General features: G+C 59.9%; 26 protein-coding genes. 15 read left to right on the forward strand and 11 right to left on the reverse strand.

Translation table 11 applies throughout. The features are described 5' to 3' along the window. Positions 1–40 precede the first annotated feature (40 nt). Positions 41–421 carry a type II toxin-antitoxin system ParD family antitoxin gene (locus tag CCGE531_RS35295; RefSeq protein ID WP_348633014.1) on the forward strand — a complete coding sequence of 127 codons (381 nt, stop codon included), beginning with the start codon at positions 41–43 and terminating at the stop codon, positions 419–421. Further along, complete coding sequence (locus CCGE531_RS05110; protein ID WP_120663212.1) at positions 422–730, forward strand: type II toxin-antitoxin system RelE/ParE family toxin; 309 nt, start codon at positions 422–424, stop codon at positions 728–730. Positions 731–776: 46 nt separating this feature from the next. Here CCGE531_RS05110 and CCGE531_RS05115 read toward each other — a convergent pair whose 3' ends face one another. Both CCGE531_RS05115 and CCGE531_RS05120 read right to left on the reverse strand, forming a co-directional pair. Then, a complete protein-coding gene (locus CCGE531_RS05115; RefSeq protein WP_120663213.1) occupies positions 777–1,262 on the reverse strand; it encodes a peroxiredoxin in 486 nt (161 codons plus the stop codon). Between the two features lie 83 nt (positions 1,263–1,345). Further along, positions 1,346–2,173, reverse strand: a complete 828-nt coding sequence (locus CCGE531_RS05120) for a protein-disulfide reductase DsbD domain-containing protein (RefSeq protein ID WP_120663214.1) — start codon at positions 2,171–2,173, stop codon at positions 1,346–1,348. 140 nt (positions 2,174–2,313) lie between these two features. Here CCGE531_RS05120 and CCGE531_RS05125 point away from each other — a divergent pair, with 140 nt between their 5' ends. The 3 genes from CCGE531_RS05125 (at position 2,314) to CCGE531_RS05135 (ending at position 4,397) form a co-directional block, all read left to right on the forward strand. Next, the gene (locus CCGE531_RS05125) at positions 2,314–2,919 is read left to right on the forward strand and encodes a YqgE/AlgH family protein (protein ID WP_120663215.1); all 606 of its coding nucleotides are present in this window, start codon (positions 2,314–2,316) and stop codon (positions 2,917–2,919) included. A gap of 94 nt (positions 2,920–3,013) precedes the next feature. Continuing rightward, positions 3,014–3,205, forward strand: coding sequence for a CsbD family protein (locus tag CCGE531_RS05130; protein WP_120663216.1), 192 nt, complete (start codon positions 3,014–3,016; stop codon positions 3,203–3,205). Positions 3,206–3,341: 136 nt separating this feature from the next. Further along, positions 3,342–4,397 carry a putative zinc-binding metallopeptidase gene (locus tag CCGE531_RS05135; RefSeq protein ID WP_120663217.1) on the forward strand — a complete coding sequence of 352 codons (1,056 nt, stop codon included), beginning with the start codon at positions 3,342–3,344 and terminating at the stop codon, positions 4,395–4,397. 126 nt (positions 4,398–4,523) lie between these two features. Here CCGE531_RS05135 and CCGE531_RS05140 read toward each other — a convergent pair whose 3' ends face one another. The 4 genes from CCGE531_RS05140 to thrC are packed head-to-tail and all read right to left on the reverse strand — an operon-like array spanning position 4,524 to position 10,814. Next, positions 4,524–7,436 carry an EAL domain-containing protein gene (locus tag CCGE531_RS05140; protein ID WP_120663218.1) on the reverse strand — a complete coding sequence of 971 codons (2,913 nt, stop codon included), beginning with the start codon at positions 7,434–7,436 and terminating at the stop codon, positions 4,524–4,526. Then, entirely contained in the window at positions 7,433–8,047 is a 615-nt protein-coding gene (locus CCGE531_RS05145) for a GNAT family protein (RefSeq protein WP_120666510.1), read from the reverse strand. The genes CCGE531_RS05140 and CCGE531_RS05145 overlap by 4 nt, the downstream gene beginning before the upstream one ends. A 50-nt stretch (positions 8,048–8,097) precedes the next feature. Beyond that, positions 8,098–9,396: a pitrilysin family protein gene (locus CCGE531_RS05150; RefSeq protein WP_120663219.1), complete on the reverse strand. Its 1,299-nt coding sequence runs from the start codon at positions 9,394–9,396 to the stop codon at positions 8,098–8,100. Positions 9,397–9,416: 20 nt separating this feature from the next. Next, positions 9,417–10,814 carry a threonine synthase gene (gene thrC, locus CCGE531_RS05155; RefSeq protein WP_120663220.1) on the reverse strand — a complete coding sequence of 466 codons (1,398 nt, stop codon included), beginning with the start codon at positions 10,812–10,814 and terminating at the stop codon, positions 9,417–9,419. Positions 10,815–11,128: 314 nt separating this feature from the next. Here thrC and CCGE531_RS05160 point away from each other — a divergent pair, with 314 nt between their 5' ends. Continuing rightward, the gene (locus CCGE531_RS05160; protein WP_120663221.1) at positions 11,129–11,749 is read left to right on the forward strand and encodes a hypothetical protein; all 621 of its coding nucleotides are present in this window, start codon (positions 11,129–11,131) and stop codon (positions 11,747–11,749) included. A 117-nt stretch (positions 11,750–11,866) separates the two neighbouring features. On the opposite strand, the gene CCGE531_RS05165 is transcribed toward CCGE531_RS05160, so the two are convergent. Continuing rightward, the gene (locus CCGE531_RS05165; RefSeq protein WP_120663222.1) at positions 11,867–12,559 is read right to left on the reverse strand and encodes an HAD family hydrolase; all 693 of its coding nucleotides are present in this window, start codon (positions 12,557–12,559) and stop codon (positions 11,867–11,869) included. Positions 12,560–12,793: 234 nt separating this feature from the next. Here CCGE531_RS05165 and CCGE531_RS05170 point away from each other — a divergent pair, with 234 nt between their 5' ends. Continuing rightward, entirely contained in the window at positions 12,794–13,462 is a 669-nt protein-coding gene (locus CCGE531_RS05170; RefSeq protein WP_120663223.1) for a GntR family transcriptional regulator, read from the forward strand. Between the two features lie 148 nt (positions 13,463–13,610). Here CCGE531_RS05170 and CCGE531_RS05175 read toward each other — a convergent pair whose 3' ends face one another. Next, positions 13,611–14,315 carry a metalloregulator ArsR/SmtB family transcription factor gene (locus tag CCGE531_RS05175; protein ID WP_120663224.1) on the reverse strand — a complete coding sequence of 235 codons (705 nt, stop codon included), beginning with the start codon at positions 14,313–14,315 and terminating at the stop codon, positions 13,611–13,613. A 72-nt stretch (positions 14,316–14,387) separates the two neighbouring features. Here CCGE531_RS05175 and CCGE531_RS05180 point away from each other — a divergent pair, with 72 nt between their 5' ends. The 3 genes from CCGE531_RS05180 (at position 14,388) to CCGE531_RS05190 (ending at position 16,453) form a co-directional block, all read left to right on the forward strand. After that, complete coding sequence (locus CCGE531_RS05180; RefSeq protein WP_120663225.1) at positions 14,388–14,717, forward strand: NIPSNAP family protein; 330 nt, start codon at positions 14,388–14,390, stop codon at positions 14,715–14,717. Then, positions 14,714–15,085: an antibiotic biosynthesis monooxygenase gene (locus tag CCGE531_RS05185; protein ID WP_120663226.1), complete on the forward strand. Its 372-nt coding sequence runs from the start codon at positions 14,714–14,716 to the stop codon at positions 15,083–15,085. Before CCGE531_RS05180 ends, CCGE531_RS05185 begins: the two co-directional genes overlap by 4 nt. A gap of 237 nt (positions 15,086–15,322) precedes the next feature. Then, entirely contained in the window at positions 15,323–16,453 is a 1,131-nt protein-coding gene (locus CCGE531_RS05190) for a site-specific DNA-methyltransferase (protein WP_120663227.1), read from the forward strand. 132 nt (positions 16,454–16,585) lie between these two features. On the opposite strand, the gene CCGE531_RS05195 is transcribed toward CCGE531_RS05190, so the two are convergent. From CCGE531_RS05195 to mutY, 3 genes are read right to left on the reverse strand one after another with little or no spacing between them, the layout of a single operon-like run. After that, positions 16,586–16,951, reverse strand: coding sequence for a nuclear transport factor 2 family protein (locus tag CCGE531_RS05195; RefSeq protein ID WP_120663228.1), 366 nt, complete (start codon positions 16,949–16,951; stop codon positions 16,586–16,588). 4 nt (positions 16,952–16,955) lie between these two features. Beyond that, the gene (locus CCGE531_RS05200) at positions 16,956–17,570 is read right to left on the reverse strand and encodes an HAD family phosphatase (protein WP_120663229.1); all 615 of its coding nucleotides are present in this window, start codon (positions 17,568–17,570) and stop codon (positions 16,956–16,958) included. 17 nt (positions 17,571–17,587) lie between these two features. After that, a complete protein-coding gene (gene mutY, locus CCGE531_RS05205; protein WP_120663230.1) occupies positions 17,588–18,682 on the reverse strand; it encodes an A/G-specific adenine glycosylase in 1,095 nt (364 codons plus the stop codon). Between the two features lie 110 nt (positions 18,683–18,792). On the opposite strand from mutY, the gene CCGE531_RS05210 reads away from it, so the two are divergent. From CCGE531_RS05210 to CCGE531_RS05230, 5 genes are all read left to right on the forward strand, one after another. After that, complete coding sequence (locus CCGE531_RS05210) at positions 18,793–19,245, forward strand: hypothetical protein (protein WP_120663231.1); 453 nt, start codon at positions 18,793–18,795, stop codon at positions 19,243–19,245. Positions 19,246–19,321: 76 nt separating this feature from the next. After that, complete coding sequence (locus tag CCGE531_RS05215) at positions 19,322–19,822, forward strand: DUF721 domain-containing protein (RefSeq protein WP_120666511.1); 501 nt, start codon at positions 19,322–19,324, stop codon at positions 19,820–19,822. Positions 19,823–19,900: 78 nt separating this feature from the next. Continuing rightward, complete coding sequence (locus tag CCGE531_RS05220) at positions 19,901–20,125, forward strand: DUF6290 family protein (RefSeq protein ID WP_120663232.1); 225 nt, start codon at positions 19,901–19,903, stop codon at positions 20,123–20,125. Beyond that, the gene (locus tag CCGE531_RS05225) at positions 20,109–20,381 is read left to right on the forward strand and encodes a type II toxin-antitoxin system RelE/ParE family toxin (RefSeq protein WP_120663233.1); all 273 of its coding nucleotides are present in this window, start codon (positions 20,109–20,111) and stop codon (positions 20,379–20,381) included. Before CCGE531_RS05220 ends, CCGE531_RS05225 begins: the two co-directional genes overlap by 17 nt. A gap of 173 nt (positions 20,382–20,554) precedes the next feature. After that, positions 20,555–21,244 carry a DsbA family protein gene (locus tag CCGE531_RS05230; RefSeq protein WP_120663234.1) on the forward strand — a complete coding sequence of 230 codons (690 nt, stop codon included), beginning with the start codon at positions 20,555–20,557 and terminating at the stop codon, positions 21,242–21,244. The last annotated feature ends 131 nt before the right edge of the window (positions 21,245–21,375 follow it).

Below are 21,375 nucleotides of genomic sequence, written 5' to 3' on the forward strand. Positions count from 1 at the left end.
GGGGCTTTTAATAATGTAATAACATTACATCTAGTAGCCGATGAAATACGGCAAAAAAGAGGCGAAGTGTGGATCGATGGTGGTTGAGCACCGGCAATTGGCGCTCCCTGTCAATAATGCTATAAATAGCGCATTATCTGTTATTCATCGGCCTGACTTGACGGGAGAGATGCTTATGAATGTTTCTATCGGCGAGCGTTGGGAAAAATTCGTGGAGAAAACGGTGGAAGAGGGACGTTATAGCTCCGCCAGTGAAGTGGTACGGGAGGGTCTCAGGCTCGTGGAGGAACGTGAGACGAAAATTGCGGCCTTGCGGCATACTCTGGAGGCATCGATCGCTCGTGGAGGCGATATATCCGACGAGGAGCTGGGTGCCGCTTTGGAAGCTAAGGCTGCTGAACTGGCAAAGGAAGGTTATTAGGTGGCTCGGCTTCGTTATACAGCCGACGCTCAAAGTAATATTCTTGATATTCTCATATATATAACGCGCCAAAGTGGCAGCCAAAAAGTCGCTTTGAAATTTACTGAGCAACTGCGTCGCAAGTGCGCAAATCTTGCGGCTTTGCCAGGCCAAATAGGCCGCCTGCGGCCAGAGCTAAGAGACGATATGCGCAGCTTTGCATTTCGTGGTTATGTAATCTTCTTCCACTATATCGATGGTGTCTTCGAGGTTTTGAATGTGCTCGAGGGACACCGCGATTTCGATACTCATTTCATCGAAGAAGAATAAAGCAGGAGCGCCTCTGAGGCGCTCCGCTTCTTCCATCTGGATAATATCAGAGCTGCTCGATCATCGCGGCTGCACCCGAGACCGTCGCCTGGCCGGGGCTTTCCTCGATGTTGAGCGTCTGGACCACGCCGTCTTCCACCAGCATCGAATAGCGCTTCGAGCGGACGCCGAGACCGCCGGCGGAGAGGTCGACGTCGAGACCAAGTGCCTTGGTGAAGGAGCCGTCCCAGTCGGCAAGGAAATGGATCTTGCCGAGGCCGCCTGACGATTGCGCCCAAGCGCCCATGACGTGCCAGTCGTTGATGGAGACGACCGCGATGTCGTCGATACCCTTGGCGAGAATGGTGTCGCGGTTTTCGAGGAAGCCCGGCAGGTGATTGAGCGAACAGGTGGGCGTGAAGGCGCCGGGAACGGCAAAAAGCACGACGCGCTTGCCGGCAAAAAGCTGCTCGGTGCTGATCTCGACCGGGCCGTCGGCGGTCTTTTCCTTGAAGGTGGCGTCAGGCAGCGTGTCGCCGATGGCGATAGACATGGTTCTCTCCTTGGGTCGTGGTTTCGGGGCGCTCGAACGGCCGCCGATGGCATGAAGGCGGTTTCGCGAACTATAGATCCGGACTATTCGAGCGCAAGTGTGGTTTCCATCGCCCGATCGCCGTCGACCACCAGAATGCCCCAGCTCTTGCCCTTCGGATCATAATTCTTCGGCAGCTTGCCGACCTCGATATCGGTCGAGAAACTGCTCCCATCCCGCTTTGCATTGATTTGCTGGAAGAAGACATAGCCCGACGGTCCCGTCACGTAGATCGTCGGCGCGTCGCCGGTTGCCTCCGGCAATGTCAGGCGCAGCGAAAGTTTCTTGGCATCGGCGGAGATTTTGTGGCTCTGGATGGCGAAATCGGATGAAGGGGCTTCCGGCAGCAGCGCTTTCGCCGCATCCAGCAGGGCCAGCTCATGCGATGTCGGCTGCTCGCCTGCCGGCAGCGGCAATGAATAATCAGCCTGGAAGGGGATGCAGATCTCCTTGCAGAGACCCACGAAAGCGGTCAGCTTGAGTTTCGCCGGTATCTTGTCGGTAACGCGAAAATCGAGCGGCAAGATCACCGGTGCATCATAGCCGATCTCCTTGATATTGCCGACCGTAATCTGCTTCGGCACGGGATATCCGGCCTTTTCCAGCGTCACGCCACTATCGGGCGCCAGCGTCACCTGGGGCGGAATTCCGCCCTGGCCCGGCTCGCGCCAATAGGTGATCCAGCCGGGTTCCGGTTCGATCTGCAGGGCTGCGCGGATATGCCCTTCCGCGTCCGGCGCCAGCGCTACCAGGCGCATGCGTCCGCCTTGATTGTCCACCCATTCGCTCGTGGCGGCATGGGCCGTTGCGGCGGTGAATAGGATAGAGACGAACAATGCCGAAAGGCGTGCAAGGGTGCTTATTCCAATCATGAAACAAGGATTTAGCGGATTGGATGGCCCGGAGCCAGCACGACAGGAGAGGGAAATGATCATTTTCAGTTGATTGATTTATGACATTGCCCCATCTTGATTATAGGCGGTGCAGTTGCGGACTGCGGTCAGGAGGCACAATGTCCCTATCGACGCTGGAGAATAGACGCGAAAGAGGTTTTCTCGACGGTCAGTTCCTGATCGCCATGCCCGGCGTGGAGGATCGGAACTTCCATCGGACGGTGGTTTATATCTGCGCCCATTCCGATGCCGGTGCGATGGGGTTCGTCATCAATCGGGGCCAGAAGCTGACATTCACCGACGTCCTCTTGCATCTCGAAATGATCAAGGACGACGATGCCATCGTGCTTCCTAAGGTGGCGCGAGATTTTCCCATCCAGACCGGCGGTCCCGTTGAAAGCGGCCGCGGCTTCGTTTTGCATTCCGACGATTACATCAGCGACAGCAGCATTCCGGTCAGTGACGATATCAGCCTGACGGCGACGCTCGATATCGTTCGGGCCATTTCCAAGGGGAGCGGTCCGAAGCGCGCGACAATGCTGCTCGGCTATGCCGGCTGGGGCGCCGGTCAGCTTGAGGCGGAGATCGGCAATAACGGCTGGCTGAACTGCCCGGCGAATGAAGAGCTGATCTTCGATCGCAGCCTCGACAACAAGTATGATCGCGCCTTGGCGCTCATGGGCATCAACGCAGCAATGCTCTCGCCGCACGCCGGCCACAGCTGAGCCGATTTGCGTTATTTCGGAACGAAATAGCGGGTGTGGCGTTTCCCAGGCACGCAACGGCAATTTCGCCGTGCCAGCCAGGGAGGCGTCAGACATGAGCAGCACGACCGACAAGGTGTCCGGTAAGGTGAACGAAATGGCCGGCAAGGCCAAGCAGATGACCGGCAAGGCGACCAACAACAAGGAAATGCGCGCCAAGGGCGCTGCGCAAGAAGCCAAGGGCAAGGTCCAGACCGCCGTTGGCAAGGCCAAGGACAAGGTCAAGGGCGCAGTCGACCGGATGTGACCGGATGCTTGTATTGCCAATCCATGGTCGTTGCTCCGTTTGAATTGACGTTGTAGCAGCGATGTTGGGAGGAAGAGCCTGTTACGGAAACGTGGCAGGCTCTTTGTTCTCGCCAATAGGTCTTTTCGAGGGGAGCATGCGGCTTTTCACCTGTGACCATTGTGGCCAGCCCGTCCATTTCGACAACAGGCAGTGTGTCCGCTGCGGCCATCAGCTCGGCTTCGTTCCCGATCGCCTGGCGATCTATGCACTCGACGCCGATGACGATGCGACGTGGCATCCGGTTTCCGAGCCCGAGCGGCATGTGCGTTTCTGCGCCAATGCCGAACTCGATATCTGCAACTGGCTCGTCGATGCCGACGATCCGCAGCCCTATTGCATCGCTTGCCGCCATAATCGGCTGGTACCGAATACCGGCACACAGCAGGGCATAGACCGCTGGCGGCGTATCGGTCAGGCTCAGAGGCATTTGTTCTATTCCCTGCTGCGCTGGAATTTGCCGCACCCCGATCGGCAGCAGGATCCGGATGGCGGCCTGGTGTTCGATTTCCTTGAGGATGAAGTGCAGGGCGACATCATCGTCCCGGCCAGGACCGGCCACGAGGAGGGGCTGATCGCCATTCGTGCCGCCGAAGCGGATGACGCGACGCGCGAACAGACGCGCACATCCATGAACGAGCCCTATCGCACCTTGCTCGGTCACTTCCGCCACGAGACCGGTCATTTCATCTGGAACAAGCTTGTCCGCGACCGCGGACGGTTCGATGGCTTCCATGCCGTCTTCGGCGACGAGCGCGCCGATTACGGCATGGCGCTTCAGGCCCATTACGACAACGGTCCACCCGCGAACTGGCAGGAGAGCTTCATCAGCGCCTATGCAAGCGCCCATCCATGGGAGGATTTTGCCGAGTGCTTCGCGCATTATTTGCACATCGTCGATACGCTGGAAACAGCGCGTTCCTTCGGCCTGGCGATCGACCCCTATCGCTATCACGACATGGCCGCGGAAGTGGATTTCGATCCCTATAAGGCTGAAAGCGCCGAACAGCTCGTCAATTCCTGGATCCCGTTGAGCGTGGCGATCAATTCGATCCAGCGCAGCATGGGGCAGCCGGATTCCTATCCCTTCATCCTCTCGCCGGCGGTGGTCGCGAAGCTCGACTACATCAGGCAAGTGATTGACGGTCCGTGATCATTACCCTCCCCTTGAGGGGGAGGGTCGGAGCAACGCTCCGGGGTGGGGTGATTTCCGAGCGGGGTCACCCCCGCCCGCGCGTTCCGCGCGACCTCCCCCTCAAGGGGGAGGTGGACTTTGTTGTTAGGCGCGCTTCGTCAGCGGAAAGCGTTCCTTCAATAGACGGAGCACCGAATCCGAGCCCATCGGCGGTCCGAAGATGAAGCTCTGGCCATAGGTGCAGCCGATCTTGGCAAGCTCCAGCGCATCCTCTTCCGATTCGATGCCCTCGGCGACGACGCGCATATTAAGTTCGCGCGCCATGGAAATGACCGAACGCAGCAGGACGGCCTTCTTGTCGCTGTCGTCGCGGACCATGGCCTTGTCAAGCTTGATCGTATCGAAGGGGAAGCGGGTGAGATAGGCGAGCGACGAATAGCCCGTGCCGAAATCGTCGAGCGCCAGACCGATGCCGGCGTCGCGCAGCTTCTCGAGCACGAGCCGCGCCTGTTCCGGATTCTCCATCACCTGCGATTCCGTCAGCTCCAGCTTGATACGGCTTGGGTCGCAATGGGTCTTGGCGAGCAGGGCACGGATATCGTCGTAAAGCTCGTTGTTGAGCAGCTGCACGCTGGAAAGATTGATGGAGACGAACAGCGGCAGGTCGCCGGTCTGTCGCTGCCAGGCCTTCAGGTCATTGGTTGCCTGTTCGAGCGCGAACATGCCGAGCGGGCCGATGATGTCGGACGCCTCCGCGATCGGAATGAATTCCGTCGGCGGAATATTGCCGCGCTTGGGATGCTCCCAGCGCATCAGCGCCTCGAAGCCGGCGACCTCGGCATCTTCCAGGCGGACGATCGGCTGATAGACCAGCGAGAGTTCCTTGCGCTCGACGGCGCGGCGCAGATCGGTTTCGAGCTGCAGCCGGTCGGTACCGAAGCTGCGGAAGGCCGGCTGGAATGGCTCGACGCGATTGCCGCCGGCGCGCTTGGCGCGGTACATGGCGAGTTCCGCATCGCTCAGCATGCCGGCCGCATTTTCCTGCTGGTCGACCCACGATGTCAGCCCGACCGACGCCGTCAGGATGATTTCGCGATTGGCGAAATTGATCGGCACCATGATCGCCTTGCTGATCGCATCGGCAAAATCCGCGACCTTGGCCGGATCGCGTTCGGAAATGAGGATGAGGCCGAACTGGTCGCCGGAAAGGCGAGCGAGCGTATCCTGCGGCTTCATCAGGCGGCGAAGGCGCCGGGTCAGCGCGATGAGAATGTTGTCGCCCGCGGCGAAACCAAGGGTATCGTTGACCAGCTTGTAGCGATCGATATCGATGACCATGACCGTCGGCCTGAGTTGATTGCCATCCGACGCGAGCGTCAGAACGGCCTGCAGGCGGTCGAGGAAGACCTGGCGGTTCGGCAATCCGGTCAGGTTGTCATGCACGGCGTCGTGCAGCAGCCGTTCGACCGAATTCTTCTGCTCGGTAATGTCGACGATCGTGCCGACGCAGCGAATGATCTCGCCGTTCGATCCCAGCACCGGCCGGGCGCGGATCGACAGCCAATGGAAATGCCCATCCTCCGCACGGATGCGGAATTCGTGGTTCAGCCGGCCGCGGCGATGCTCCAGAAGCACGTCGAGAGTCGCGCGGAAGCGGTCACGGTCGTCGGGATGCAGCCGCGGCAGCCAGTTGCGTGCCGCGCCGTGCATGCTGCCGGGGGAAAGGCCGAGCTTCATCGAGATATCGGGCGTCGTCACGACGCGGTCGCGCGCCACGTCCCAATCCCAGACGGTGTCGCCGGAGCCGGTGAGCGCCAGGGATTGCCGCTCCAGATCCGAGAACAGGCCCTGCTGGAAGGCACCGCCGGCAAAGGCGTGCTGCATGACGGTGAAGCCGATCAGCAGGACGATGAGCACGAGGCCGCCGCCGAGTGCGGGCTGGATGATGTCGTTGTCGAGCTTGCCCATGACCGTCATCCAGGCTCCGAACAGCCAGACGAGGATCAGTGCCCAGGCAGGCACGAGCAGGATGGCGCGGTCATAACGGCTGAAGCCGAGATAGATGATCAGCAGCAGGCCCGCCGTCGCCGTCAGCGCCAGCGACAGCCGGGCGATGCCGGCCGCAATCGACGGATCGTAGATCGCCACGCCGAAGAGCAGGGCAAGGCCGAGAACCCAGGCAAGCGTCACATAGCCGAGATGCGCATGCCAGCGATTGAGATTGAGATAGGTGAACAGGAAGATCACCAGGCTCGATGCGAGTGCCACCTCCGCACAGGCGCGCCATATTCGCTGGTCGCCGGAGGTTATGGTGATGAGCTTGCCGAGGAAGCCGAAGTCCACGCAGATATAGCCGAGCACCGCCCAGGCGAGAGCCGCCGTCGCCGGCAGCATCGACGTGCCCTTGACCACGAAAAGGATGGTCAGGAAGACAGCCAGCAGGCCGGCAATGCCGAGCACGATGCCGCGATAGAGCGTGAAGGCGTTGACCGTGTCCTTATAGGCGTTCGGTTCCCAGAGATAGAGCTGCGGCAGGTTCGGCGACGAAAGCTCGGCAACGAAGGTTACGACGGCGCCGGGGTTCAGCGTGATGCGGAAGACATCGGCCTCGTCGCTGGGCTGCCGGTCGAGCGCAAAGCCTTCGCTCGGCGTGATGGCGACGATGCGCTGCGAACCGAGGTCCGGCCAGAAGACTTTCGAGTTCACCAGGCGGAAATGCGGGGCGACGATGACGCGTTCCAGCTGCTCTTCGGACACATTGGCGAGCGCGAAGACAGCCCAATCCCCCTGATGGTTCGGCGAGGAGGATCGTACCTCAATGCGGCGCCGAATACCGTCGGCGCCGGCGGCTGTCGAGACCTGAAATGCCTCACCCTGATTGGTGTAGATCTCGGTCGTCGCCGTCAGGTCGAGTGCGGTGTCGTCGCGGGAAATCTTCACGGGCTCGGCGGCGTGCGCCATACCGACAAAAAGCAGCAGCAGGGCGGCGGCAAGTGTCGCGAGCAGCGCGCCGAACCGCTTGGCGATCGGCATTGTCAGTATCATTCCTGCGGTCATCGCTGGTCGTATTTTCTGTTCGGGTCGGCATCCCCTGCCAACCTGGAAAACATCACATGATCTCGCCACTGACCGTTGATTTTCAGATAACCGCGCAAATGACCTTCCCGCTGGAAACCGGCTTTTTCCAAAAGCCGCATGCTACGCTCATTGTCCGGAATACAGGCTGCTTCAATTCGGTGCAACTCAAGTCCGGAAAAGATATAGGGTATAACCAATTGAAGTGCGGCGAACATATGGCCCTGGCCGGAATAGCGCTCGCCCATCCAATATCCGATCATGCAGCTCTGCGCGGCACCGCGGCGAATATAACCGATCGTAATCCCGCCAACCAGCGTCATGTTTCCCCTGAGGAAAATGAACAGCGGGATGGCCTGGCCGGAACTGTATTCCTGCTTGCCGCGAATGACGCGTGCCCGATAGGCGCCCTCTGTCAGCTCGTCGTGCCGCCAGGTCGGCTCCCAGGGTTCCAGGAAGCGGCGGCTCTCCGCCCGGAGCCTGTGCCATTGGTTGAAATCGGAGTAGCGCGGCAGGCGCAGCAAATATGTGTCGTTTTCGAGTTCAACCGCGTCCGGATGACGTGAGAGAAACCGAAAGACAGATTTTTGCATGCCGCCAAGCACCCCCCCGAGAATTAAACCCATCGGCCCGCGGCGAGCCCTTAGCCGCTTGCGCTTTTGGAAGCAGGTGCCGGCGACGACAATGACGTGATGATGTCTTCCATCGGCGCGAGCTGCTCCAGCGGCCCGATCGCCGAAAGCGTCGGTACTGTATCGAAGAACAGCCGGCCGGCAAGATCCGTCAGACGGTCGATCGTGATGCCTTCCAGGCGTTCCAGCATCTCCTGGTTCGGGATGGTGCGACCATAGAGCATCATCTGCCGGGCGATCTGGCCGGCGCGAGCGGCCGGGCTTTCCTGGCCCATCAGTAGCTGCGCACGGATCTGGGCGCGGGCGCGCTCGATTTCCTGCTGCTGGATGTCATGGGAAGACTTGCGCAGCTCATCGACGATGACGGGCAGCAATTCCGGCAGGTTCTCGCCGCCGGTCGCTGCGTGGATGCCGAAGATGCCGGTGTCGGAGAAGCCCCAGTGGAAGGCATAGACCGAATAACAGAGGCCGCGGAACTCGCGCACTTCCTGGAACAGGCGCGATGACATGCCGCCGCCGAGGATGTTGGCGAGGATCTGCGAACAATAGAAATCGCGGGTGTGATAGGCCCGGCCTTCGAAGCCGAGCAGGATCTGCGCATCCATCAGGTCGCGCGTTTCCCGGATGTTGCCGCCGATATAGCGGGCCGGCTCGATAACGGGCGGCGCGGACGGTTTCGTCGGCAGGCTGGAGAAGCGCTCCTCGACCTGACGCACGAAGCTTTCATGATCGACCGCGCCGGCGGCCACCACAAACATGCGATCGGTCGTGTAGTTGCGGCCGAGATAATGGCGGATCTGTTCCGGCGAGAAGGAGACGACGGTTTCCGGCGTGCCGAGAATGGCACGTCCGAGTGTCTGGCCGCGATAGGCGACCTCGGAAAACTTGTCGAAGACGACATCGTCAGGCGTGTCGTTCGCGGCATTGATTTCCTGCAGGATGACCTGCTTTTCGCGCGCCAGCTCTTCCTCGTCGAAGGCCGACTCCGTCAGGATATCGGCAAGGATATCGACGGCGAGCGGCACGTGATCCTTCAAAACGCGCGCATAATAGGAGGTGGTTTCGGTCGAGGTAGCGGCGTTGACTTCGCCGCCGACATTCTCGATTTCCTCGGCGATCTCGCGGGCGGTGCGCCGCCCCGTGCCCTTGAACGCCATATGCTCGAGCAGATGCGCGATACCGTGTTCTGCTTCAGTCTCGTTACGCGAACCCGATTTGATCCAAACGCCGAGCGCCACGCTTTCGAGGTGTGGCATCGATTGGGTCGCTACTGTCAGCCCGGACGCAAGCCGGGTGCACTCCACTGTCATCGCTTGTCTTTCCGCGTCTGTTATTCGCCGGTCCGGGCGTGCTTGCCGATAAAGTTTTCAACGGCTTTGAGTTCCGGATCGAGAATGTCGAAACGCTCCTCCCTGGTCATCAGACCAGCAAGCCACGTCGGAAGCGCCGGGTCAATACCGGATGCGGATTTTACTGCGGCGGGGAATTTTGCCGGATGCGCGGTGGCAAGCGTCACCATCGGGCTGCTGGGACGCTCGTTCTTCCCGGCGACGAAGACGCCGATAGCGGTATGCGGATCGAGCAGATAGCCTGTATCGGCGAGGGTTTTGCGGATGGTTTCGGCCACCTGCTTCTCGCTGGCCCGACCGGCGCGGAAATCCTTCTTGATGAACTTCACGGCCTCCTCGCTGATCGAAAAGCCGTTCGATTGCTTCAGGCTTTCCATGGCGGCGCGCACCTTGGACGCGTCGCGGCCGTTCGCTTCGAACAGCAGCCGTTCGAAGTTGGAGGAGATCTGGATATCCATCGACGGCGAGGTGGTGGCCTTGACGGAACGCATCTCGTAGCGGCCGGTCTTCAGCGTGCGCGCCAGGATATCGTTCTCGTTGGTGGCGATGACCAAGCGTTCGATCGGCAAGCCCATGCGCTTGGCGACGTAGCCCGCGAAAATATCGCCGAAATTGCCCGTGGGCACGGTGAAGGAAATCTTCCGGTCCGGGCCGCCAAGGGCGACTGACGTGGTGAAGTAATAGACCACCTGCGCCATGATTCGCGCCCAGTTGATGGAATTGACGCCGGAAAGCTTGACCTTGTCGCGGAAGGCGGCGTCGTTGAACATGGCTTTGACCAGGTTCTGGCAATCGTCGAAATTGCCCTTGACCGCCAGCGCGTGAACATTGGCCGCTGTCGAGGTGGTCATCTGCCGCTGCTGTACCGGCGAGACCTTCCCATGCGGGAAGAGAATGAAAATGTCGGTGCGCTCGCGTCCGGCAAAGGCGTCGACCGCGGCGCCGCCGGTATCGCCCGATGTGGCGCCGACGATGGTGGCCCGCTGCCCGCGCTTCTCCAGCGCATAGTCCATCAGCCGCGCCAGCAGCTGCATGGCGACATCCTTGAAGGCGAGCGTCGTGCCGTGGAAGAGCTCCATGACGAAGCTGTTCGGCCCGGTTTGCACCAGCGGCGTCACCGCGGGATGCCGGAAGGTGGCGTAGGCATCGTCGATCATGCCACGGAAGACATCCGCCGGGATCTCGCCATTGGTGAAGGGCGAGAGGACCGCGAAAGCGACCTCCTGGTAGCTCTTGCCGCGAAAGGCACGGATTTCCTTCTTCGTCAGGACAGGCCATTCTCGGGGAACATAGAGCCCGCCGTCGCGAGCAAGGCCGGCCAGAAGGGCGTCGCAGAAGCCAAGGGCAGGGGCTTCTCCCCGCGTTGAAATGTAATCCACGGTCTTAGAATTCCTTTGGTCGCAAAATTGCCTGAGTGATCGATTGAGAGGGTAGAGGAGCGAAGCGACGGCGGCCTGTCTTTTTGCGTCGAATCAGCCGCGTGATTTTCGCGTTTGCGCAAGGCGCGTGGGATCGGCGCCATGCGGCGGCTGTCTATGGCAATGTGCCGATCTCGAAAAGTGAGCCAAAACGGTGTCTACCCAATCGATTTTTCGCTGCGTCGCTGGTATAGACCATCGCCAAGTGTCATAAAAGGCCCGTTTGACGGGCTGCAGGCCGATAATGTGAAATATATGGAGAGGGTGGAATAATAGTGTTTGGCAAGGTTTCGCGTCGTCTTTTCTCCGCTTCGCTTCTGGCATTGCTGACGGGTTGCAGCACTCTCGGTATCGGTGGCAATAGTGAAAAACAGCCGGCAACGGATGTAACGGTTGCGCCGCAAGCCGGGACCGCGACCGCGGCTCCGACCGGTGGTCAGACCTACGTCGCCGGCAAATGCCCGCAGGCTGTCATTCGCGACGAAGACTCGGTCTATCGCGTTTACGCCAAGGGCGCCAAGGACGATCCGAACCAGCTGGCCTATCAAGCCTCGCTCGCGCAGGCGACCCGCCAGTGCACCAGCGACGGCACCAGCCTCGGCATTCATGTCGTCGCGCAAGGGCGCCTGGTTGCAGGCCCGATGGGCAGCTCCGGCAAGGTCACCTTGCCCATCCACGTTGCCGTCATGGACAATGACAAGGCCCTTTACAGCAAGACCATCATGTATACGGCGGAAATTCCGCCGGGCGACACAACGACCCAGTTCCTCTTCACCGATGACGATATCCAGGTTGCCGGCGGTTCCGGCGGCTTCACGATCGTCCAGCTCGGCTTCGACCAAGGCCCGCAGAAGCCTGTAAAGGGCGAGAAGCCGGCCCGCAAGAAGCGTCAGTAAGGTTGGGATCAGGCAGTAGGCAGTAGGCAGTAGGAAAAGATCATCTTGTCCTTGCTACCGTCGGCACCATAGCGGCAACATTTATTGCCTATTGCCTATTGCCTATTGCCTATTGCCTCATAAAACGCCGTCCCATTCAGCCAGCGCCATCACCACACCGGGCAGGTCGGCCATGCGGCTGACGACGGTCTCGGCGCCCGCATCGGTCAGCCGGTCGGCATGCGAAGGATAGGTATGCGACGCGCCGGTGAAGCCGATGACGCGCATGCCGGCGGCTCGCGCCGCCTGGACGCCATGAACCGAATCCTCGACGACGATCGTATTGGCCGGGCTGACATTCATCTCTCTGGCGCCGTGCAGGAAGATGTCCGGCTTCGGCTTCACGCGGTCGGCGCCGAGATCCTTGGCGGAGTAGATATGCGGCGCAAACAATTTGATGTAGCCGACTTTGGTCAGCATCATGTCGAGGCGCGCGGCGCTGGAGTTCGAGCAGATGCAGCGTGGCATCGGCAGTCGCGACAGTGCAAGCGGAACGCCTGGTATCGCCTGAACCTCATTGGCAAGCTTCAGGTCGAGCAGCTTTTCCGACTTGTCGAGCAAGGACGCGGAGAGCGGGATGCTCGCCTCGCGCTCGACTTCGAGCAGGATGTTGTGCCAGGTCATGCCGGCGAAGCGTTCACCCATTTCCTCGGTGCTGATCGGGTAGCCCGCATCGGTCAGCAGTTTCGATTCGACCTGTGCCGCGATGATTTCCGAATCGACCAGAACGCCGTCGCAGTCGAAGATGATGAGGTCGAAGCTGTTGCTCATGAGAGTTGCTGCCTTTGATATGGGCTGAATTCGGCATGCTTCACGGAAGGCCGTCGGTGGCTCGGAGCATGCTCTGGAAAATGACGGTGGGGCTTTACACGATATGTCGCCAAAGCTCAACCAATTGGCCGGCATGGCTGCGCTGCAGTTAGCGAAAGGGTCGAAATGTACAAAAGAGGTGATGACTTTTGCTTGCCGCTCGACATCCGGCAGGCCCGCCTTTAAGGATCGGCCATGGCCAAGGAGCGCGACGACACCATTGCCAGCCGCATCAGCAGGGTGCTTGCCGACCGCATCATCCGTGGAGAGATCGCGCCCGATGCCCGCCTGCGGCAGGATCACATCGCCGAGGAGTTCGGCACCAGCCATGTGCCGGTGCGCGAAGCGTTCCGGCGGCTGGAGGCGCAAGGACTGGCGATCAGCCTGCCGCGCCGCGGCGTTCGCGTCGCCTCCTTCGATCTCAAGGAAGTCCGCGAGGTCGCGGAAATGCGGGCGGCACTCGAAGGCCTTGCGCTCAAACATGCGGCCCCGCACCTGACGCCTGCCATTCTCGATGAGGCGGAGCAGGCGACGCGCGATGGCGACGCCGCCGGCGATGTCCACGCCTGGGAGGAGGCCAATCGCCGCTTCCACCGGTTGATCCTGGCGCCATGTGGCATGGCGCGGCTGCTAGCCGCCATCGATGACCTGCACGCCGCCAGCGCTCGCTTTCTCTTTTCCGCCTGGCAATCCGGCTGGGAGAAGCGCACGGATCACGACCACCGCGCCATTCTGGCGGCGTTGCGCCAGGGGCGGGCCGACGAGGCGGCGGCGATCCTGCAGAAGCATGTGCAATGGATCGGCCGCGCGCCGGTGCGCACGCCCTCGGGATCGACGCGCGAAGCCTTCGCAATCGTCGGCTAACTGCCTCTATAAATCATGGGCGATTTCGCGCTAGGCTAGTGGGTTTTTAGCCTACAGCGCCGCGCATCATATATGATGCGCAAAGGTCGCTGTAGCACTTTAAATCTGCTGCATAATTTTATCCTTAAATCGATTCCGATTTAAGGAATTATGCAGTAGGGGTGTCACTCGTCTCGAGCGGAAAGAGTGCCAGAAAGCGGCGCTCGCCCTCGGGTGTGAAGAAGATCGAGCGGCTGTTTTCGGTTCGCCGCGCCCAACCATTGTCGAAAAAGTTTGAAAGCAGTGCCTTGCCAAGGCTGCCGGCCAGATGCGCCCGTCGCTCGCTCCAATCCAGGCAGGATCGGCAAAGCGGACGGCGGTTGGAGCGCAGCCCGGAGACATCGATGCCGATCGATCCCAAATGCTTCTCGCCTTGCGTCGTCAGGCTGAGACCTTCGCCCATGACGGAAATCGATCCGGCCTCAACGAGGCTGTCGAGCATGCGCACGCCGTAATCGCCGGCAAGGTGGTCGTAGCAGATGCGCGCCTTGCGCAGGGCCGGTTCCTTCGGGCCGGGGCGGTGGCGCAGATGTCCGCGGCTTGCGGCAAAGCCCATGATCCCTTCGAGCAGCTTGCCGACGCGATCGTCGGCAAGCGCGAAGTAGCGATGGCGGCCCTGCTTGCGTTGCGCCAGCAAGCCGCCCGCTTCGAGCTTGGAAAGATGGGCGCTTGCGGTCTGCAGCGTCACGCCGGCGGCACCCGCAAGTTCCGTTGCCGTCAATGCGCGGCCGCCCATCAGCGCCGTCAGCATGTTCGCCCGCGCGGGATCGCCGATCAGCGAGCCGATCTGCGCAATGTCAGGACCTTCTTTCATACTTCGATCGTAACCGAAGCATCTCCGTTCCGCAATGTGCGAAAACATCGTCATCAGCAAAGGAGAAAGCCAATGATCACCTGTCTCATCCGCTATCAGATCGACCCGTTCAAGCAGGAAGCCTTCGCGGAGTATGGCAAGGCCTGGGGTCAGGTCATCCCGCGCAACGGCGCGGATCTGATCGGTTACTTCGCGCCGCATGAGGGTTCGCTGACGACGGCCTACGGCATCTACAACATCGAAAACCTGGCCGCCTATGAGACCTATCGAAAGAGCCTCGCCGCCGATCCGCTGGCGCGGGCCAATCACGATTTCTCCCGCCGCGAGCGTTTCATCTTGCAGGAGGATCGTATTTTCCTGAAAAATATATCCTTGCCACATGCTCCGAGGATATCGCCATGATCGCAGTTATTTTCGAAGTCGTCCCGCATCCCGATGAACGTCAGCACTATCTCGACATTGCCGGACGGTTGCGCTCCGAACTCGAAACCATCGACGGCTTCGTCTCCATCGAACGCTTCGAAAGCCTCAGCCAGCCGGGCAAGATCCTGTCGCTTTCCTTCTGGCGCGACGAGGCCGCCGTTCGTGAATGGCGAAACCGCGAGGCCCATCGCGCCGCGCAGAAAGCGGGCCGCAAGACGGTATTTGCCGATTATCGTTTGCGCGTCGCGCAAGTGCTTCGCGACTACGGGATGACGGAACGGGCCGAAGCGCCCGATGACAGCCACGCAGTGCACGACATCCAAAGCATGTCGCGCAAAAGTGTGTAGCGGTTTTGCGACAACGATATGCGCAAAATCAAAGATCTAAAGCGCGAGAAGCGAATCTGAAAGATCGCCACGCGCTTTAGGGCTTTCAAGACGATAGCGCCTTTCGACGAGGCCCGCATTCCCGGGAACTTGTTCGAGAATTTGGAAAATATGCCGCCGCTTTAGCCTTTGGTAACCAAGTTAGGTAACCATAACACTCAATTAAGAACACCGAGTAAGTGTAACAGCGAGTATCACATGGCGTCAGTTTTCCCGCTTGCCGACCTCAGGACCTCCGCAGTTCCGGGTTCCTGGATCGACACGATCATCAAGGGCGATTGCGTGGCCGCTCTTGAAGCACTGCCCAATCAATCCGTCGACGTCATCTTCGCCGACCCACCCTACAATCTCCAGCTTGGCGGCACACTGCATCGTCCGGACCAGTCGCTGGTCGACGCCGTCGATGACGAGTGGGACCAGTTTGCCTCCTTCGAAGCCTATGATGCCTTCACTCGCGCCTGGCTGCTTGCCTGCCGCCGCGTGCTGAAGCCGACGGGCACGATCTGGGTCATCGGCTCCTATCACAACATCTTCCGCGTCGGCGCGACCATGCAGGATCTGAACTTCTGGATTCTCAACGACATCGTCTGGCGCAAGACCAATCCAATGCCGAATTTCAAGGGCCGCCGCTTCCAGAACGCCCATGAGACGATGATCTGGGCGAGCCCGAACGCCAAGGCGAAGGGCTATACCTTCAATTACGATGCGATGAAGGCCGCCAACGACGACGTGCAGATGCGCTCCGACTGGCTGTTCCCGATCTGCAACGGCAATGAGCGGCTGAAGGGCGACGACGGCAAGAAGGTGCATCCGACGCAGAAGCCGGAAGCGCTGCTTGCCCGTGTTATCATGGCTTCCTCCAAGCCTGGCGACATCATCCTCGATCCCTTCTTCGGATCGGGCACGACGGGCGCCGTTGCCAAGCGCCTCGGCCGTCATTTCGTCGGCATCGAGCGCGAGCAGGATTATATCGATGCGGCAAGTGCCCGCATCGCCGCCGTCGAGCCGCTCGGCAAGGCGGAGCTGACCGTCATGACCGGCAAGAAGGCCGAGGTGCGCGTGGCTTTCAACGTGCTCATCGAGAGCGGCCTGATCAAGCCTGGCCAGGTGCTGACGGATGCGAAGCGCCGCCATAGCGCCATCGTTCGCGCCGACGGCACGGTTGCCTCCGGCGGCGAGGCCGGTTCTATCCATCGCCTTGGCGCGAAGGTCCAGGGCCTTGATGCGTGCAACGGATGGATGTTCTGGCACTTCGACGACGGCAGTTCCCTGCGCCCGATCGACGAACTCAGGGCGATCATCCGCAGCGATATGGCAAAGGTGGGGTAAGCCTCAGTCATTTCCCAGAAGCATACCCGCTTTCTTCCGTCGTGTACCTCCAGTTAGGGAAGAAGGTGAAACGCCCAGGGCCTTGCCGGATATGTCGTCCGGCAAGGCCCTGGGCGTCTTTAGTTTCAGATCTCAGAATTCCTGATAGTCCGTGACGTCGACGCGCACGACGCGGCCGTCTTCGTTGAACGTAATCGTTTCCTCGCCTTCGCGGATCAGCGGCTTGCCCGTCTTGCTGTTGGTGGCGCGAACCGACCAGACGGCACGGCCAGAAAGCGGCGTCAATGTCTCCACCAGGGAGTTCGATGCCGTCTGATCGGGATAGGTGTCGAAATAGCCGCGGAACGCTTCCATGATTGCCGCGCGGCCGGCAAGACTGCCGACACCGTTGGAGACGTAGGTGGCATCCTCGGCGAAGAAGTTCTCGATCGCCTCATAATCGAGGCGATTGATGGCGTCGTGGAAAAGATCGATGCGTTCTGCGGGATCGAAGATCATCGGCTCAAACCTTTATGCTATGGGCGGCGAGATCGCTGCGCAGCTTCTCGGCACCGGTGAAGTGAACTGCATGCCAGCCGGCGGCCCGTGCGCCTTCGACGTTCGGATAGGAATCATCGATGAAGATCGTCGAAGCCGGATCGAGGTCGAAGCTCCTCGCGTGGGTATCGTAGATCGCGACATCCGGCTTGATCAGCCCGATATCGCCGGAAACCGTAACGCCGCGCGGCTTATTGAGGAACGGATAGCGCAGCTGTGCCTCGCGAAACGTATCGGAGGCGAAATTGGTCAGCATGGTGACGTCACGTCCCTCAGCGATCAATCCTTCGAAGATCGCGACGCTGTCTTCGTAAGGATGCGGGACCATCTCGTGCCAATATTTGCGGAAGGCGCGGATCTGCTCTTCGCGCTCGGGATGGTCGGCGATCAGCAAGGCTTCTGCATCTCCCCAGGTGCGGCCGCGATCCTGCTCGAGGTTCCATTCATGGGTGCAGACGTTGGCGAAAAACCACTCGCGCTCGGCATCGTCCGGAATGATGCGGCTGTAGGGAAGGCTTGGATCATAGTGAAGCAGAACCTTGCCGATATCGAAAACGATGTGCCGTATTTCCGTCGTCATGAATGAATTCCTGATTTTTAGCCTATGCGCATTTTTGCGAACGCATTGGGAATAGCCTGAGCGATCGCTTTTTTCATGACTGTCGGCAGGGCCTGCCCTTCAAGATTTGTAACCGGCGCCCACCATCCGTCATGGTTGTCTTTCTCGGAAACGGCCTTCGCCCGCCAGATCGACAGCCGCAGCTCGAAATGCGTGAAGACGTGCGTCACCGTGCCCGCTGGCTGCCAGTCGGCCGGGAAGGGGGCTGCCTCACTGCCGGTCTCGCCGTCGATGCGCGCCGTCCACCCCGTCGTCGGCACTTCGGTCATCCCCCCAAGCAGGCCGCTTTCGATGCGGCGCCGCAGAAAGATTTCGCCCTCGTCGTTAACGGCGACGAAGGCCGCTCCGTGGCGCACTGGCCTGTCCTTCTTGGCGGCCTTGACCGGGAAACGCTCGGGATCGTGCCCGGCCAGCGCCTGACAGGCGCCGTTGAAGGGACAGAGCGAACAGACCGGGCGCTTCGGCGTACAGATCGTCGCGCCGAGATCCATCATCGCCTGAGCGAAATCGCCCGGCCGGTCGGCTGGTGTCAGCAAGGCGACCTTCTGCTTCATCAGTGGCTTGGCGCCGGGCAGGGGCGTCGAAATCGCGTAGAGGCGGGAAATGACCCGCTCCACATTGCCGTCCATCACGGCTGCCTGGCGATTGAATGCAATGGCGGCAACGGCGGCAGCGGTATAGTCACCAATGCCGGGGAGGGCTCGCAACCCATCCTCGGTATCGGGAAAGCGGCCGTTGTGGCCTGTCGCCACCGCCTCGGCGCATTTCTTCAGGTTGCGGGCGCGGGCGTAATAGCCGAGCCCCGCCCAGGCGGCCATGACGTCGTCGTTCGCGGCTGCAGCGAGATCGTTGACCGTCGGCCAGCGCTCCAGGAATTTCGCGAAATAGGCTTTGACCGCCGGTACCGTCGTCTGCTGCAGCATCACTTCCGACAGCCAGATGCGATAGGGATCGGGTTTGACGCCGCGTGCCGCCATGGGCGGTGAGACGCGCCAGGGCAGGTCGCGATGGTGTCGGTCGTACCAGGCAAGCAGGGATGCGGCCGTGGGGGATGCTTGTGATGAAAGATCCATAATTCCCTTCGGTGAAGCGTTTACTCCAGCCTCCTTAGACACAATTGTTTGGTGGGTGAACGTCGAAAAATACGAGGCCTCTTAACAGGGGCCATGAAAGGAGAATCATCATGCTCTTTGAGCTCTTCGATCGTCTGCTAAATGTGAGTCCCAATCTGCAGCTGTTGAACCATTGCGTGTTGGAGATTCTTTTCCTGCTGTCCGCGTATTATATGATTTGGAAGTTGTTGCACACGCAGCCGTTCAAACCTCTCGTAACCTACCTCAAGAAGGAGTTTCAGGCGCAGTCTACGAAGCGCTCTCGCCGATGGCAGCTATTTCATCACGCATTTGGTATGTTTCTGTTTCTCCTTATGGCAATAGGCGTATACATTGTTTCATCGATGGTTTTACTCGTTGCCGCCTGGCACACGGGCCAAAAGGACGTTTTCCCGTTACAACTTCTGGCGCTGGGATTTTTCTTCGTTGGCCTTGTTGTAAGCGCGCTGATGCGTGAGAATGCAAGGAAAGAGTGGACGTCGTTTCGCGCCCTTTTTGCAAATGGAAGAGGCGGGTCACTTTGACGTTCCAACCGAAGATAATGGCTTGTTGCGATTACGAGAAGCGGACAGCCACGTCGAAATGAGCGAATATGGCGTGTTGAAAATGTCGCGTCGTGGCGTACGGCAGATTTCCGAGCTGACCAACGGCATCGTCGATCCGGTGCTGGCAAAGCGTGCCGGCATCAACACGACGCTGCTCGGCTGCTGGGATGAGATCGCCGGCGAAGACTTTGCCGACTGCACGCGGCCGGAAAAGATCGCCTGGGCGAAGCGAACCGGCCCCGGCATGGACGACCGCTATCAGCCGGGCGTGCTGACGATCGCCTGCGAGGGCGCCCGCGCGCTCTTTTTGACCCATGCGCAGGGTGAGCTCATCCAGCGCATCAATAGCTTCTTCGGCTTCTACGCCGTCAATCAGATCCGCATCGTGCAGAAGCCGGTCTCCGTCGCGTCCAAACGTTCCCGCACGCCGCCTCCATTGAAGGGTGAGGCGGCACGCAAGCTGGCCGACATGATGGATGGCATCGAGGATGAGAAGATCAGGGCTGCCGTTCAGCGTTTGGGCACGGCGATGGTGTGGAAGCGGGGTAGGACGTAACGGACTGAGATATCAAAATCGAATTGGATATCTGTTCCCGACTTGCTATATCTGTATAGCACGATGGAGTTAAACGCGATGTTGGCCCTAAGGCTTCCGCCGGAAATTGAAGCAAGACTCGATGAACTCGCCAAGCGTACCGGGCGCAGCAAAAGTTTCTATGCGCGCGAAGCAATTCTTGAGCATCTTGATGATCTTGAGGATATCTATCTGGCGGAGAAACGTCTGGAAGAGTTTCGCCGCGGCGAGAATGGCAGCGTTTCGCTGGCCGAACTGATGGCGCGGTATGGCGTGGCGGATTGAGTTTCAACGAGCTGCCGAGCGCGAACTGGACAAACTTGGGCACGAGGCTTCCCGCCGGATTTTGAGATTTCTCCATGACCGCGTTGCCAAGCTGGATGATCCGCGCGCCATCGGAGAAGCGTTGAAAGGCTCGGAGCTCGGCAATTTCTGGAAATACCGAGTGGGGGATTATCGAGTGATCGCGCACATCGAAGATAGTACCGTTCGGATACTGATTGTTCGAATTGGAAATAGGCGCGAAGTCTATCGAAAATAATCCGAAACAAGGCCCCATCGACGGCTTGAGACGATTCCGACCAAAATTTAACCTCTCCGTCTTTGCCAGGTCACAATTCTTTGAAGAAAGTTGGTCAACCGTGCCTTGTTAGCGGCAAGCTGCCGTTATATCGCATGAATATTCGAAGACCTCTTTCAACGACGGGTGACTCTATGCCGATGTCCGACATGCTCTTGACCAAACGCCATCTGCTGGGCGGCTCTGCCGTTGCAGCCCTTTCCGTGGCGTTCTCTGCCTTCGCTGACACTGCATCCGCCGCAACCGCCGAAGACGAAGTGCCGCTGTCGGACGGCAATGTCGACATGAACGAAGTGCTGAAGCCCGGCCCGCTGCCGGAAATCGCGTTCGGCAAGGAAGATGCGCCCGTCAAGATCGTCGAATACATGTCGCTGACCTGCCCGCACTGCGCGCATTTCGCCGTCACGACCTTCGACACGATCAAGCAGAAATACGTCGATACCGGCAAGGTCCGCTTCATCATCCGCGAATTCCCGTTCGATCCGCGTGCCGCCGCGGCCTTCATGCTGGCCCGTTGCGCCCCGCAGGAACAGTACATGCCGATGGTCGAAATGCTGTTCAAGCAGCAGATCGCCTGGGCTTCGCCCGATGTCGATGGCCGCGCCGCATTGCTGCAGATGTCGAAACTCGCTGGTTTTACTGAGGATAGCTTCACGAAATGCTTGACGAACCAGAAGCTTCTGGATGATGTCAACTCAGTACGGGAACGCGCAGCCAAGGATTTCGGCGTCAATGCAACGCCGACCTTCCTGATCAATGGCAAGCGCTACGCAGGGGACATGTCTGTTGGTGCCATGTCGAAACTTATCGACAGCCTGCTCTGATCCGCGCCTTTTTTCATCACAGGCGGGCGGCCGAGGTCGTGCGCCTGCTTTCTATTACCTCCCCCTCGAAGGGGGAGGTCGCGCTGAAAGCGCGGGTTGGAGCGATTTCTGGGGTGAACGCATGATCACCC

Origin of the sequence: Rhizobium sp. CCGE531, assembly GCF_003627795.1 — a bacterium.
Classification (GTDB): domain Bacteria; phylum Pseudomonadota; class Alphaproteobacteria; order Rhizobiales; family Rhizobiaceae; genus Rhizobium.